This window comes from Variovorax sp. FG153, assembly GCF_057809595.1.
In genome coordinates, this window is the sequence record NZ_JBMDKG010000003.1 from 266,931 (window position 1) to 280,499 (window position 13,569).

Below are 13,569 nucleotides of genomic sequence, written 5' to 3' on the forward strand. Positions count from 1 at the left end.
TGGCTCATCCTCTCGCAACCCGCGCCCCATGCGGCTTCCGAGCCGATTTGGGCCTGCAAGGCGCATGGTTGCTACGCATCGCGTTTGCGAATGGAGCGATTGCTGCACCGCGATTCCAGCGCATCGCACGGCGCGCATCGATTGAAAAAATTAGCGGTCCACCACCTGCGAGGGAAACATGTGTGGACCCCAGCCGAGGTGATCGCGCAGCCGGTGCCAGTCGAAGCCGGCGCCGGGATCCTGCTTGCGGCCCGGTGCGATGTGCTCGTGGCCCGCGATGTGCGCGATCGGATAGTGCTGCGCGATCGCCGCCGCGAGGCTCGCGAGCGTTTCGTACTGCGCGTCCTCGAACGGCCCGCCCTCGAGGCCCTCGAGCTCGATGCCGATCGAGTCGTCGTTGCAGTTGTCCCGGCCGCGCCACGAGGACACGCCCGCATGCCATGCGCGGTCGTCGCCGCTCACGAACTGCCAGAGCTCGCCGTTGCGGCGCACGTAGAAATGCGAGGACACCTCGAGCCCGCGAATGCTTTCGAAGTAAGGATGCGCGTCCCAGTCGAGCCGGTTGGTGAACAGTTGCTGCACCGCGTCGCCGCCGTACTCGCCGGGCGGCAGGCTGATCGAATGCAGCACCACGAGGTCGATGAGCGCGCGCGCAGCCGCGGGGCGCGGCCCGAAGTTGGGCGAGGGCAGCGCCTTCGCGAAGCGGTACCAGCCGTCGCGCCAGAGCGCATCGTCCGTGGGGCCGCGCGCGCCGTCTTCAGTCGTCGACATGGCTGCTCGCGCCATCGTCGCCGTTGGGCGTGCTGATGCCCAGGCGCGCGATGCGGTAGCGGATCTGGCGCAGGCTCATGCCCAGGCGCGTGGCCGCCGCCGTGCGGTTGAAGCCGCTCTCGTGCAGCGCGCGCACGAGGATCTCGCGCTCCTGCTGGTCGAGGTAGGCCTGCAGGTCGGAGGGCAGCGGCGTGGGCACCACGGGGCGCGGCGCGGGCGGGGGCGCGGCCACGACGGGCTTCGCTTCGAAAGCCTCGGGTGGAGAGGTTGCCGCGGTCGTCGCGGCGTGCGGCGCGGCGGGTCCGGGCGCGGCCGCCATCCAGCCGCCGCTGCCCGCGCCATCCATCAGGTCGAGCTGCAGTTCGTCGCCGTCGTACAGCGCGACCGCGCGGTGCAGCAGGTTCTCGAGCTCGCGTACGTTGCCGTGCAGCGGATGCTGCGCGAGCTGCCGCAGCAGCGCGTCCGACAGGCGCGGCGCGGGCAGCCCGCCGTCCTGCGCGATGCGCGCGAGCAGCGCGACGCACAGCGCGGGCAGGTCCTCGCGGCGCTCGCGCAGCGCGGGCACCGCGATCTCGATCACGTTGAGCCGGTAGAACAGGTCCTGCCGGAAGCGGCCGGCCTGCACCTCGGCGTGCAGATCCTTGTGGGTCGCGCTCACGATGCGCACGTCGACCGCGTCCTCCTGCGTGGAGCCGATCGGCCGCACGCTGCGTTCCTGGATCGCGCGCAGCAGCTTCGACTGCATCGCCAGCGGCAGGTCGCCGATCTCGTCGAGGAACAGCGTGCCGCCGCGCGCGGCCTGGAAGTAGCCGTCGCGGTCCTGCGCCGAGCCGGTGTAGGAGCCCTTGCGCGCGCCGAAGAATTCGGCCTCGAGCAGGTTCTCGGGAATCGCGCCGCAGTTCACCGCGACGAAGGGGCCTTCGCTGCGCTGGCTGCAGGCATGGACCGCGCGCGCCACCAGTTCCTTGCCGGTGCCCGATTCGCCGCGCACCAGCACCGGCGCCATGCCGCGCGCGACCTTGGCGATGCGCGACTTCACGAGCCGCATCGGTTCCGAATCGCCGACCAGCCGTTCGAGCGCGGAAGCGCCCGCGCTGCCCGCTGCCGCCAGTGTCGGAGCGCCGTCACCGGCATCCGCAGCCTTGGCCGAACGTAGGGCGGCCTGAGCGACCGGCTGCTGTTGCTGCGCCTGCACCGCGGAGGCAACGACCGCGCGGAACTGCTTGAGGTCGACCGGCTTGGTGAGGTAGTCGAAGGCGCCGGCCTTCAGCGCCTCGACCGCGTTCTCGGCCGAACCGTAGGCGGTCATCACGACGCAGCGCTCGCTGCGCTGGTTCTTCTGGATGCGCTGGATGATCTCCATGCCCTGGCCGTCGGGCAGCCGCATGTCGGTGATCACGGCGTCGAAGCGCGTGGCCTCGAGGTGCTGCCAGGCTTCGGAGACGCTGCCCGCGGCCTCGACCCGGTAGCCTTCGCGCAGCAGCGTGAGTTCGTAGAGCGTGCGAAGGTCGGGTTCGTCGTCGATGACGAGGATCTGCGCGGGACGCTGGGAGGGCGGATGGGAGCTGCTCACGCCGCTATTGTGTCAGCCGGTTTTCGCTCGCGGCGAAGCCGACGAAGAATTCGTTGCCCTCGGGCGCCTCGCCCGCCAGCGCGCGCCGCTCGTAGCCGATGGTCGCGCCATGGCGCCGGCACAGCTCGCGGCACAGGAACAGTCCGAGTCCGCTCGAGCGGCTTTCCGACGAGAAGAAGGGTTCGAACAGGTGGCGCTGCACCGCGGGCTCGAGCGGTGCGCCGTCGCTCCAGACCTGCAAGGTCGGCCGGCCCGGGCTGCCCGCGCGCTGCAGCGTGGTCACGACCTGGATCGCGCCCTCGCGCAGGCTCGCGTAGCGCGCCGCGTTGTCGAGCAGGTTCACCAGCAGGCGGCGCAGATGCTCGACGTCGAAGCGCACCTCGACGCCCGGCGCGTCGAGCGCGAGGGTCACGCCCTGGCGCCGGGTCTGGCGCATCCACTCCTCGGTCAGTGCCTGCACCGTGGGGTCGAGCACCACCTGCTCGCCGAGCGACAGCACGCGCTGCTGGCGCGCGCGAGAGACGTCGAGCACGTCGTCGACGATGCGCGCGAGGCGCTGCGCGTTGTGCTGCACCATGTGCGTGAGCTGGCGGTGCGCGGGGTCGGTCAGGTCCTCGTTGAGCAGCGCGCTGGCCTGCGTGATGGCCGCCAGCGGGTTGCGGATCTCGTGCGCCACCGCGGCCGACATGCGGCCCATGGCGGCCAGCTTCTCGGTGCGGATGCGGGCCTCGAGCTCGCGCAGGTCCTGCAGGAACATCACGCACAGGCTGCCCATGCGGCGGTCGCTCGAGGGCGTGAGGCGGGTGCGCACGCGCACCTCGCGCGCCGCCCCGCGCGCCTGCGCGACCGGGATCTCCTCGGACTGCGGCTCGCGGCGCGCATAGGTCTGGCGCGCCAGCGCGGCCAGCGCATGCCAGGCCGGCTGGGCATGCAGCGGAAAGGGCAGCCGCAGCTGGCCCAGGCCCTGGCCCAGGATCGCGTCGGCCGCCGGGTTGGCCGCGTGCACCAGGCCCTCGGCATCGATCACCAGCACGCCTTCGCTCAGCGTTTCGATCACCAGGTCGTTGACCTGCGCCTGCATCTGCGCGCTGCTGCGGTTGTGTTGCGACACCGCTTCCTCGCGCGCCAGCCGTCGCGCGAGCTCGTGCGCCAGCAGCGCCACCACGAACAGCCCGGTGCCGGTCAGCGCCGCCTGAACGAAGCGCGCGGGCGAGTCGCCGGGCTGCTGGGCCCAGTGCCAGGCGGCATCGGCCAGCAGCAGCAGCGTGACGCCGGCGGTGGTGCCCATGCTCACCATCACCGTGCCGAGCACCGCGCTCATGAGCACCGGCAGCGCGAACAGCGGCGTGTAGTTGATGTTGCCGCCCTGCGTGACCTGCAGCGCCGCGAAGACCGCGAGGTCGATGCCGGTGCTCAGCATCCAGGTGGCGCCGAAACCGCGCATCGGTGGCTCGAAATGCACGTAGCGCGCGCCCAGCGCGGTCGCCGCGAGGTAGCTCGCCGACAGCGCCACCGCCACCGGCTGCATGGTCTGGCCGAGCGCGAAGCTCACGCCCTGCAGCAGCACCAGCACCAGCGCGACGAAGCAGCGCGCGCCCATGAAGCCGCGCCACAGCCGCAGCAGCGCGGCGCTCTCGCGCGCGCCGGGTTCCAGCACGTCCCAGTCGGTGACCGGTTCGCCGCTGGCCCAGAGGGAGGAGCTGCTGCCCATCGCTGCGACGAAGCCGGCGCGGCGCCGTTCAGGCGCGCTCGGCGAGCTGCCGGTGCGCGGCGCTGCAGAAGGGGGTGCCGTCGGCGCCGCGCACCGCGTCGCTCGCGGGCAGGTGCAGGCCGCAATGCGCGCAGCGCACCATTGCCTGCGGCGCGCCCACCGCGGGCGGCACGGCGGGGCGCGGCGCGCGGGCGGCGCGCTCCTGCATTTCTTCGCGGCGGTTCTTGCGCCAGAGCCAGATCGCGACCCAGACCACCGCGAGGACGAGAAGGTATTTCATCGAATGTTTTCAGACGGGCGGACGCGCCAGCACCACTTCGAGCACGAAGCGCGAGCCCACGTAGGCCAGCAGCAGCAGCGCCGAGCCCGCGTAGAGCACGCGCCGCGCGGTGCGCCCGCGCCAGCCGAAGCGCGCGCGGCCGATCAGCAGCACCGCGAAGCTGATCCAGGCCAGCACCGAGAAGGCCGACTTGTGGTCCCACTTCCAGGCCCGGCCCGCGGCGCCGTAGAGCTGCTCGCTGAACAGCAGTCCGGCCAGCAGCGTGGCCGACAGCAGCACGAAGCCGGCCGTCACGAAGCGGAAGGTCAGGCGCTCGAGCGTCAGCAGCGGCACGCCGCCCTGCGGCTCGGTGGCCAGGCGGATCTGCTTTTCGGCGCGGGTCGTGAGCCAGGCGTGCACCACCGCGGCGGCGAACAGGCCATACGAGGCGATGCCCAGCGCCAGGTGCAGCGGCAGCCAGGGCGAAGCCGACACGTGCAGCGGCGTGCCGGGAAAGAGGATCGCCAGCAGCACCGCCGCCGCGCCGAGCCAGGCCAGCGCGCGGCGCACCCGCAGTTGCGGGTACATGCGGCTTTCGACCGCGTAGACGGTGAGCACCAGCCAGGCCGTGACCGAGAGCGCGGGCGCGAAGCCGAAGCGGGGTTCGTGGCCGACCATGCCGTGGCCGAGCGCCGCGGCATGCAGCAGCCAGGCCAGGCCGAGCGCCCACTGGGTGGCCTGCCGGCTCAGCCGGGCGCCTGCGGCGGCGGCAAAACCGTAGGCGGCCGCGGCGGCGATGCCCAGCGCCACGCCGAGTGGGGAGGGGATCGCTAAAATCATCGATCGGAGTTTAGCCGCTCACCCTTGCATTTCCGGGTGCCGCGCGCCAGCTTCCCTCCTACCCGTCTCCCGCGACTTCTCCCATCCGTCCCGCCGCAGCGGGCAGCAAGCAAGGCATCCCCTCCATGGCCAGCGCTCTCACCGAAAAATTCTCCCGCCTCGTCAAGACGATGAGCGGCCAGGCGCGCATCACCGAAAGCAACGTGCAGGACATGCTGCGCGAAGTGCGCATGGCGTTGCTCGAAGCCGACGTGGCGCTGCCCGTGGTGCGCGACTTCGTCGCCCGCGTGAAGGAAAAGGCGCTCGGCCAGGAAGTGCTGGGCTCGCTCAAGCCGGGCCAGGCGCTGGTCGGCATCGTCAACCGCGAGCTCGCCGCCACCATGGGCGAGGGCGTCTCCGACATCAACCTCGCGGCCCAGCCGCCGGCGGTGATCCTGATGGCCGGCCTGCAGGGCGCCGGCAAGACCACCACCACCGCCAAGCTCGCCAAGCACCTGATCGAGAAGCGCAAGAAGAAGGTGCTCACGGTCTCGGGCGACGTCTACCGGCCCGCCGCCATCGAGCAGCTCAAGACCGTCACCAGGCAGGCCGGCGCCGAATGGTTCCCGAGCACGGCCGACCAGAAGCCGCTGGACATCGCGCGCGCCGCGCTCGACCACGCCAAGCGCCACTTCTTCGACGTGCTGCTGGTCGACACGGCCGGCCGGCTCGCGATCGACGAGGTGCTGATGGCCGAGATCCAGCAGCTGCACGGCGCGCTGAACCCGGTCGAGACCCTGTTCGTGGTCGACGCCATGCAGGGCCAGGACGCGATCAACACGGCGCGTGCCTTCAAGGAGGCGCTGCCGCTCACCGGCATCATCCTGACCAAGACCGACGGCGACTCGCGCGGCGGTGCGGCGCTGTCGGTGCGCCAGGTCACGGGCGTGCCGATCAAGTTCGCGGGCGTGAGCGAGAAGATCGACGGCCTCGAGGTGTTCGACGCCGAGCGCCATGCGGGCCGCATCCTGGGCATGGGCGACATCGTCGCGCTGGTCGAGCAGGTCACGGCCGGCGTCGACGTGGCGGCGGCGCAGAAGCTCGCGGCCAAGGTCAAGAGCGGCGCGGGCTTCGACCTCAACGACTTCCTCGGCCAGTTGCAGCAGATGAAGCAGATGGGCGGCCTCTCGAGCCTGATGGACAAGCTGCCCACGCAGATGGCGGCCAAGGCCAGCGAGGCCGACATGACGCGCGCCGAGCGCGACATCCGCCGCAAGGAAGGGATCATCCAGAGCATGACGCCGCTGGAGCGCCGCAAGCCCGAGCTGCTCAAGGCCACGCGCAAGCGCCGCATCGCGGCCGGCGCGGGCGTGCAGGTTCAGGAAGTGAACCGGCTGCTCAACGAGTTCGAGCAGATGCAGGGGATGATGAAGAAGATGAAGGGCGGCGGCCTCATGAAGATGATGAAGAAGATGGGCGGCATGAAGGGCATGGGCGGGATGGGTGGTCCCGGCGGGCCGAAGCTGCCGTTCTGAGCCGCGTACATATATAGAGAGATGGACGAAGCCCGCCGGGGACGACCCGGCGGGCTTCGTCGTTTTTTCAGGTCTGCACCTCGTAGACCGTCGCATGTGCCTCGATCGGCGTCGGCAGCTCCCAGCGGTGCAGCATGCGCTCGATGCCCGCGTTCGACAGCGTCGTGTCGCGCTCGCGGTTGCGGCGCATCAGTTCGGCATGCGGCACCTCGAGGTACACCAGCTCGATGTGCGCGTGATAGGCCCACAGCAGGTCCAGCGTCTTGGTACGCATCTGCTGGCTCAGGTGGGTGGCGTTCCAGACGAAGTGTTCCTGCCTGCGCAGCAGCGCTTTCGCCTGGTCGACCGCATGGTGCGCGGCGAGCCCGTCGTTTTCGCCGTGCTTCAGGCCCAGTTCGGCGCGCGCATCGTCGAAGGACACGACCGGCCAACCCTTGCGTTGCTGTGCCACCCAGTGGTTCTTGCCGCTCGCGGGCAGGCCGCACATCACCGTCACGCGCGAGCCCGGGTTCTGGAACAGCGGGTAGTCGGGGCTGGTGTCGGTGCCGCGGAAGTAGGCCAGGCGCGTGTGGGCGTCGATCATCCGTCGCGGGCCGTCCCAGCAGCCTTCCTCCTGCGCGAGCTGCTCGAACAGCGCGATGTCGGCCAGGCTGTCGGAGCGCTTCTCGTAATGGCGCCCCAGCATGTCGCAGCGCGCGACGCAGCACAGGTCGGGCAGGCTCAGCTCCCACGACAGCCGATGCACCAGCCGCTCGGGCCGCTCGCCCTTGCGCGAGGCGAAGGCATGGAACGGCAGCTGATGCACCGCGACGATCCGGCACACGGCCTCGCGCAGCGCGAAGGGCACGCGCGCCTTCCACATCAGCACGCGCACATCGACCGCGCCGCGACGCGAATGGCCGGGCTGGCCGATGCGGCCGCTGGCCTCGTCGATCACCGTGGTGTCGGGCTTGGCGATGTCGTGCAGCAGGCAGGCCATGAACAGCACGAAGCGGCCGTCGGCATCGGCGCGCCGGTAGTGCTCGTCCTGCGCCAGTGCATCGAGCACCATGCGCGTGTGGATGCCGACGTTGCCCTCGGCGTGGTAGTACGGATCCTGCGGCGTCTCCTCGAGGCGCAGCAGGCCCGGCAGCAGTTCGCAGCAGCGTGCCCAGTCGGCGCCTGCGCCGGGCGCGGGCACCAGCGTGCGAAGTTCGTCGAAAGTCATCTCGGCCTCCCGGTGGTCGTGAGTTCGGCGGGATCGCGCAGCGTGCGCAGTCCCAGGTCGTGCCAGCCGAGCGGCGGGACCGGCGCATGCAGGTCCGCGCCCGGTGCCAGCCGGTTGGGCAGCAGCGGCCGGCGGCTGTGGTGCGAGCCCGAGTCGAGGATGGTCTGGACGAAGTCCGGGCGCACCCACTTGTAGCGGCCCGTCACCTGGCCGTCCGACTCGGTCTTGAGGTACAGGCCCTCGGCCAGGTCCGACAGGTCGGTCTGCTGCCGCGCCAGCGCGAGCGGCTGGCCCTCGTCGGCCACGGCCTGCTCGAAGGCCGAGCGCCAGTCGGTGCTGCGCGCGAGCGAAGGCCGCACGAGCGAACGCAGGGCCTTCGGCTGGCGCGGCATCGCGCCCTCGTAGAGCACCGGCACCGACAGCACCGGGCCGCCCGCGAGCAGCGCCTGCCGCGCCGGCGTCGAGAGAAAACGCTGCGCCTGGCGGTCGTAGAGATCGAACTCCAGGAAGAAGGCCGGCAGCCGGTCGTACCAGCAGCTGTGCTTGGCGAAGCACCATTCGCCGTACATCACGTAGCGGTCCTCGAGCCGTTCGAGCAGCGCCGCCTCGTGCGTGGCGGCCCAGTGCTTGAACAGGTTGAACTGGCGCTCGCCGGCACCGCCCGCGAGGTAGTGGCCGCGCGACTGCAGCAGCAGTTCGCCGGCCGCCCCGAACGACACGGCGGCGTTCGCGCCATCGAGCTTCTCCTCGATGACCACATGCAGTCCGTGCAGCGCCGCCAACGGCGTCTGGCCGTCGTCGCTGTCGCCGGGCTGCAGCCGCGAGCCTTCGAGGTGCGCGGTCCGCGGGTACTTCAGCAGCGGCAGCGACGAGGCGGAAGAAGAAAGGGGAAACACGTTTGTTCTCCGGATGGAAACCAGGAAGAACCGACAACGTGCGGGAGCGAAGCTGAGAGAGATCGGGAGCGACTTCGACGGCCGCTGTTTCCAGCGAAGGGCCATGTCCGGTCAGCGGATGCGCAGCTTGGCGCCCGACATGACCAGTGAAGTGGTGTTGTCGGCGTCAGAGGGTGGTGACGGCGAATCGGGGCACTTGGCGCTCCAGGGGATCGGGAGGATCCGTGGGTTGAAAAAAAGGAAGGCGCGATTCTAGGCGCGCCATGAAAAAAGCCGGCCCCTCGGGGCCGGCTTCGTGCGAGGCGTGTGGCGTGCGCGCGTCAGGCCGTGGCCAGCGCCGCGGGGCGCGAGAGGCGCAGCGCATGCATCCAGGCGCGGCGCAGCACGGCCGGCGAACGCGATTCCTCGGGAATCAGCAGGAAGCCGCGGTCGCGCAGCGTGGTGCCCAGTGCGATCTGGCTGGTCAGCACGGTCAGCGGGATCGCCAGCAGCAGCGGCAGGCCGACCGGCATGAGCCACATCAGGGCGCTCGGGTCGATCATCGCGACGCCGACGGCCAGCAGTGCGATCACCAGCGTCATGGGGGCCAGCTGCGAGGCGGCGACCTTCCACGGCACGGCGGCGGCTTCGCGCGGGGGCGACTTCCAGTCGAGCTTGATGCCGGTGAGGGCGACCAGCACGAACAGCGAGTGGGCCAGCATGCGCACCGGGGCTTGCACGATCGCGAGACCGCTTTCCATCACCGAGCTCTTGACCAGGCCCCACAGGCCGCCGAACTGGCGCTGCTCGCCGCGCATCAGCACGGCGGCGACGCCGAGCACGCGGGGCAGGAACAGCAGGCACAGGGTCCAGACCCAGAGGCCGGCGAGTTCGGCCGGCAGCACGCTCCAACTCGAGATCAGGCTGGAACCGCTGAGCCACAGCGCGGTGCCCAGCGTCAGGAACGCGAGCCACAGCGGGGCGGAAACATAGGCCATGGTGCCGGTCACGAACATCGCGCGGTGCACCGAGTGGATGCCGGGCTCGGCCATCAGGCGGGCGTTCTGCAGGTTGCCCTGGCACCAACGGCGGTCGCGCTGCAGCTCGGCCAGCAGGTCCGGCGGTTGCTGCTCGTAGCTGCCGACCAGGTCGGACACCAGCCACACGTGGTAGCCGGCACGGCGCATCAGCGCGGCTTCGACGAAGTCGTGCGACATGATGCCGCCCGACATGCCGCCGGTGCCCTTGATCGGGGCCAGCGCGCAGTGCTTCATGAAGGGCTCGACGCGGATGATCGCGTTGTGGCCCCAGTAGTGCGATTCGCCCAGTTGCCAGAACTGCATGCCCAGCGTGAACAGGCGGCCCGTCACGCGGGAGGCGAATTGCTGTGCGCGGGCATGCAGCGTCACGTGGCCGATGGCCTGGGTGGCGGTCTGGATGATGCCGGCGGTGGGATTGGCTTCCATCAGCTTGACCATCGAGGTCAGGCAGTCGCCGCTCATCACGGAGTCGGCGTCGAGCACGACCATGTAGCGGTAGTCCTTGCCCCAGCGGCGGCAGAAGTCGGCCACGTTGCCGGCCTTGCGGTGCGTGCGGCGGGTGCGCAGGCGGTAGTAGACCTCGACCTGCGGCTGGTTCGGGCTGTCGGCCAGCGCGGCGCGCAGGTCTTCCCAGGCGGCGCGCTCGGCGGCGGCGGTCTCGGGGTTGTAGCTGTCGGACAGCACGAACACGTCGAACTGCTTCGCGTGGCCCGTGGCCGCGACCGATTCGCAGGTGGCGCGCAGGCCGGCGAACACGGTGGCCACGTCCTCGTTGCAGATCGGCATGATGATCGCGGTGCGGGCCTCGGGGTTCATCGGGTGGTTGGCCACCTGCTTCGCCGAGAGCGCGTGCTTGTCGCCGCGCACCGAGACGTAGAAGCCCATGAGGGCGGTCACGAAGCCGGTCACGACCCAGCCCGAGAGCAGGCCGTAGAGGCCGATCTGGCCGTATTCGAGCCAGACGTTGTCGTAGTCGGGCTGCACGCCCGCGAACAGCGTGGAAGCGACCACGGTGCTCAGCACGGTCAGCAGCATGAAGGCCAGGCGGCGCTGCGAGGCGGCGCGCTGCCACGGCTGCCTGGCTTCGGCCGGGGCGCTTTCGCGCTTGCCGCCGGCGCCCAGGCGGACCAGCAAGGCGGTGCCGAGGCTGTTCCAGAAACCGCGCCAGGGGCGCGGCGTCATCGAGCCGCGGTTGACCGGGGGCGCGGTGACGGCGTTGGGATGGCGTTCCTCACGCACCGGGCTGCGGTGCGAGAAGTCGGAATCGGCCAGGACATTGAGTTGGGAGAAGTCATTCGGCTTCATGGTGTTTACCAACGTTGCTTGTCGAGGGAGGAGGAGGTGTCGCCGATGGCCGGAAAGCGCTTGAAGACGCAATCGGTCGCGACGCCGCCGGCGCTGGCGAGCGCGGCTGGCGAATGGCCCGCGGCACGGGGCCGCGAGGCGGAAAACTGCTTTTGACGCAGGCCGTCGCGCTGCGGACGCAGTGCGAAAGATGGGCTGTTGAATGCTGTCATGCGACTACAGGGGCAAACCCTGTGCCAGCATGGAAAAGTGCTTTGGAATCAAGCACTTGGGCCGCTCCGACCGGAATTTCCCGGGGCCGGAGGGCCAAAGGGGCCTCAAAACCCCCGTTTTTGTCGCCGAATCCCGACAGGCCTGCCGGCCCGCCGAAAAACACCCATACGAATCAACGACTTAGGGGCGTCGCTCGTCGGCGACACCCTCGCCACCGGCAGCGACAGCGTCGGCCTTGAAGTGGCCCGGAGTGAGCTCATGCTTCTGCAGCAGGCGGTAGAACTCCGTGCGGTTGCGGTCGGCCAGGCGGGCCGCGTCGGCGACGTTGCCGTCCGTCAGTTTCAGCAGACCGACCAGGTATTCGCGCTCGAAGCGCTGCTTGGCCTCGGCATAGGTCTGGACCTCCACGGTCGGCACCCGCAGCGCCCGCTGCACCAGCGCCAGCGGGATCAGCGGCGAGCTCGACAGCGCGCAGACCTGCTCGACCACGTTGTAGAGCTGGCGCACGTTGCCGGGCCAGGCCGCGGTGGTCAGCGCCTTCAGCGCCTCGGGCGCGAAGCCCGACAGCCGCTTGCCGTACTTGGTCGAGAGCTTCTGCAGGAAGTGGTTGGCCAGCAGCGGGATGTCCTCGCGGCGCGCCGACAGCGGCGGCAGCGTCAGCGTCACCACGTTGAGCCGGTAGTAGAGGTCCTCGCGGAACTGGCCGGCTTCCATCGCGGCATCGAGGTCGCGGTGGGTGGCCGAGATGATGCGCACGTCGACCTCGATCGACTGGCTGGCGCCCAGCGGGCGCACCGCGCGCTCCTGCAGCACGCGCAGCAGCTTGACCTGCAGCGCGGGCGGCATGTCGCCGATCTCGTCGAGCAGCAGGGTGCCGCCGTCGGCCTGCTGGAACAGGCCCTTGTGGTTGGCGTGGGCGTCGGTGAAGGCGCCCTTCATGTGGCCGAACAGCTCCGACTCGAGCAGCGCCTCGGGAATGGCGCCGCAGTTGACCGCCACGAAGGGCTTGTCGGCGCGCGCGCTGGCCTTGTGGATGGCGCGCGCCAGCATCTCCTTGCCGGCGCCCGAGTCGCCGCGCAGCAGCACCGAGGCGTCGGACTTGGCGACCATGCGCGCCTCGGCCAGCAGCTCGGCCATGCGGTTGCTGCGGCTCACGATGTCGGCGCGCCAGCTGTCGTCGCCGGCCTTGCTCGGCACCGTGGCCGGCGCGCCCAGCGCGAGCGCCTGGGCGATCTTGTCGAGCAGCTCGCGCCCGTCGTAGGGCTTGGTGAGGTAGGTGAAGACGCCGCGCGCGGTGGCTTCCACCGCGTCGGGGATGGTGCCGTGCGCGGTCAGCAGGATCACCGGCAGCGAGGGATGGCGCTTGCGGATCTCGTCGAACAGCGCCAGGCCGTCGCGCCCGGGCAGGCGCACGTCGCTGAGCACCAGTTGCGGATGCTCGATCTCGAGCTGCGTGAGCGCCGTCTCGGCCGAGGTCACGGCCGTGACCTGGTAGCCCGCCGAACTCAGCCGCATCGACAGCAGCCGCAGCATGTCCGGATCGTCGTCGACGACCAGGAGGCGGGCGCCCGAAGTACTCATGGGGTGGACCTGCTTCCGTTCGGTGCCGAGGCCGGGGCCGCGGGCGTGTTGGGCCGCGCGAAGCTGCGCTCGATGGCGCGCAGGGCTTCGATGCGGTCGTTGAGCTGATCGATGCGGCGTTGGCTGTCGCGCAGCTGCTGCACCTGCTTGTCGCGGTCGTCCTCGACGCGGCGCTGTTCGACGTAGCGCGCGGCCAGCGCGCGCGCCAGCGGCTGCAACTGCTGGGCCTCGGGCGCGGGATTGGCGATCACGCGCTGCAGCAGGCCCAGCGCGCGCGCCAGGTCGGCCGGCACGCGGGTCTGCGAGAGCAGGATCGCGAGCTGCATCTGCGCCGTGGGCGCGTCGCCGGGGTCGCCCAGGCGCTGGATCTCGGCGCTGAGTTCGCCGCCGTTGAGCGGGCGCACCTTGTCGGCGTAGGCCAGCATGGCGGCCACCGGGCCCTGGGTCATCAGCGTGAACAGCGAGGCCGGCTGGGTGGCCGGCGCTTTCGGCTCGGCCTCGACCGGCATCACGCGCGGCAGCACCGGCGGCGGCGGCAGCGCATCGGCCTCCGCGGGCGGCTTGGGCGGCGCGCTGCAGGCGACCAGCAGCAGGAGCCACGGCGCGGCCAGCGCAGCCAGTGCGCGGGTGGCGGTGGAGGGGCGTACGGACGAAAAAGACATGGACGAGGAAGGACGACG

General features: G+C 70.6%; 12 protein-coding genes. 1 reads left to right on the top strand and 11 read right to left on the bottom strand.

The window, feature by feature from the left end; translation table 11 throughout:
- Nucleotides 1-150 precede the first annotated feature (150 nt).
- From ampD to ACODT0_RS06495, 5 genes are read right to left on the bottom strand one after another with little or no spacing between them, the layout of a single operon-like run.
- Complete coding sequence (gene ampD / locus ACODT0_RS06475; RefSeq protein WP_489040897.1) at nucleotides 151-771, bottom strand: 1,6-anhydro-N-acetylmuramyl-L-alanine amidase AmpD; 621 nt, start codon at nucleotides 769-771, stop codon at nucleotides 151-153.
- Nucleotides 758-2,344, bottom strand: a complete 1,587-nt coding sequence (locus ACODT0_RS06480) for a sigma-54-dependent transcriptional regulator (RefSeq protein ID WP_489040898.1) — start codon at nucleotides 2,342-2,344, stop codon at nucleotides 758-760. Before ACODT0_RS06480 ends, ampD begins: the two co-directional genes overlap by 14 nt.
- 4 nt (nucleotides 2,345-2,348) lie before the next feature.
- Nucleotides 2,349-4,055, bottom strand: coding sequence for a two-component system sensor histidine kinase NtrB (locus tag ACODT0_RS06485; RefSeq protein ID WP_261211291.1), 1,707 nt, complete (start codon nucleotides 4,053-4,055; stop codon nucleotides 2,349-2,351).
- 28 nt (nucleotides 4,056-4,083) lie between these two features.
- Nucleotides 4,084-4,335, bottom strand: a complete 252-nt coding sequence (locus tag ACODT0_RS06490) for a PP0621 family protein (RefSeq protein ID WP_489040899.1) — start codon at nucleotides 4,333-4,335, stop codon at nucleotides 4,084-4,086.
- Between the two features lie 9 nt (nucleotides 4,336-4,344).
- Nucleotides 4,345-5,154 carry a cytochrome C assembly family protein gene (locus ACODT0_RS06495; protein ID WP_413764480.1) on the bottom strand — a complete coding sequence of 270 codons (810 nt, stop codon included), beginning with the start codon at nucleotides 5,152-5,154 and terminating at the stop codon, nucleotides 4,345-4,347.
- Between the two features lie 125 nt (nucleotides 5,155-5,279).
- Between ACODT0_RS06495 and ffh the strand changes: the two genes are divergently transcribed.
- The gene (ffh, locus tag ACODT0_RS06500) at nucleotides 5,280-6,668 is read left to right on the top strand and encodes a signal recognition particle protein (protein ID WP_261211284.1); all 1,389 of its coding nucleotides are present in this window, start codon (nucleotides 5,280-5,282) and stop codon (nucleotides 6,666-6,668) included.
- A gap of 67 nt (nucleotides 6,669-6,735) precedes the next feature.
- Here the strand turns inward: ffh and ACODT0_RS06505 are convergent, their stop codons facing one another.
- The 6 genes from ACODT0_RS06505 to ACODT0_RS06530 form a co-directional block, all read right to left on the bottom strand.
- Entirely contained in the window at nucleotides 6,736-7,875 is a 1,140-nt protein-coding gene (locus ACODT0_RS06505) for an AAA family ATPase (protein WP_489040900.1), read from the bottom strand.
- Nucleotides 7,872-8,771, bottom strand: coding sequence for an RNA ligase family protein (locus ACODT0_RS06510; protein WP_489040901.1), 900 nt, complete (start codon nucleotides 8,769-8,771; stop codon nucleotides 7,872-7,874). The genes ACODT0_RS06505 and ACODT0_RS06510 overlap by 4 nt, the downstream gene beginning before the upstream one ends.
- Before the next feature lie 320 nt (nucleotides 8,772-9,091).
- Entirely contained in the window at nucleotides 9,092-11,095 is a 2,004-nt protein-coding gene (mdoH, locus tag ACODT0_RS06515; protein WP_489040902.1) for a glucans biosynthesis glucosyltransferase MdoH, read from the bottom strand.
- A 5-nt stretch (nucleotides 11,096-11,100) separates the two neighbouring features.
- A complete protein-coding gene (locus ACODT0_RS06520; protein ID WP_057591126.1) occupies nucleotides 11,101-11,307 on the bottom strand; it encodes a hypothetical protein in 207 nt (68 codons plus the stop codon).
- A gap of 181 nt (nucleotides 11,308-11,488) precedes the next feature.
- Nucleotides 11,489-12,889 (bottom strand): sigma 54-interacting transcriptional regulator, encoded by a 1,401-nt coding sequence (locus ACODT0_RS06525; protein ID WP_057591125.1) that lies wholly within the window; start codon nucleotides 12,887-12,889, stop codon nucleotides 11,489-11,491.
- A complete protein-coding gene (locus ACODT0_RS06530) occupies nucleotides 12,886-13,551 on the bottom strand; it encodes a hypothetical protein (protein ID WP_261211277.1) in 666 nt (221 codons plus the stop codon). Before ACODT0_RS06530 ends, ACODT0_RS06525 begins: the two co-directional genes overlap by 4 nt.
- Between the last annotated feature and the right edge of the window lie 18 nt (nucleotides 13,552-13,569).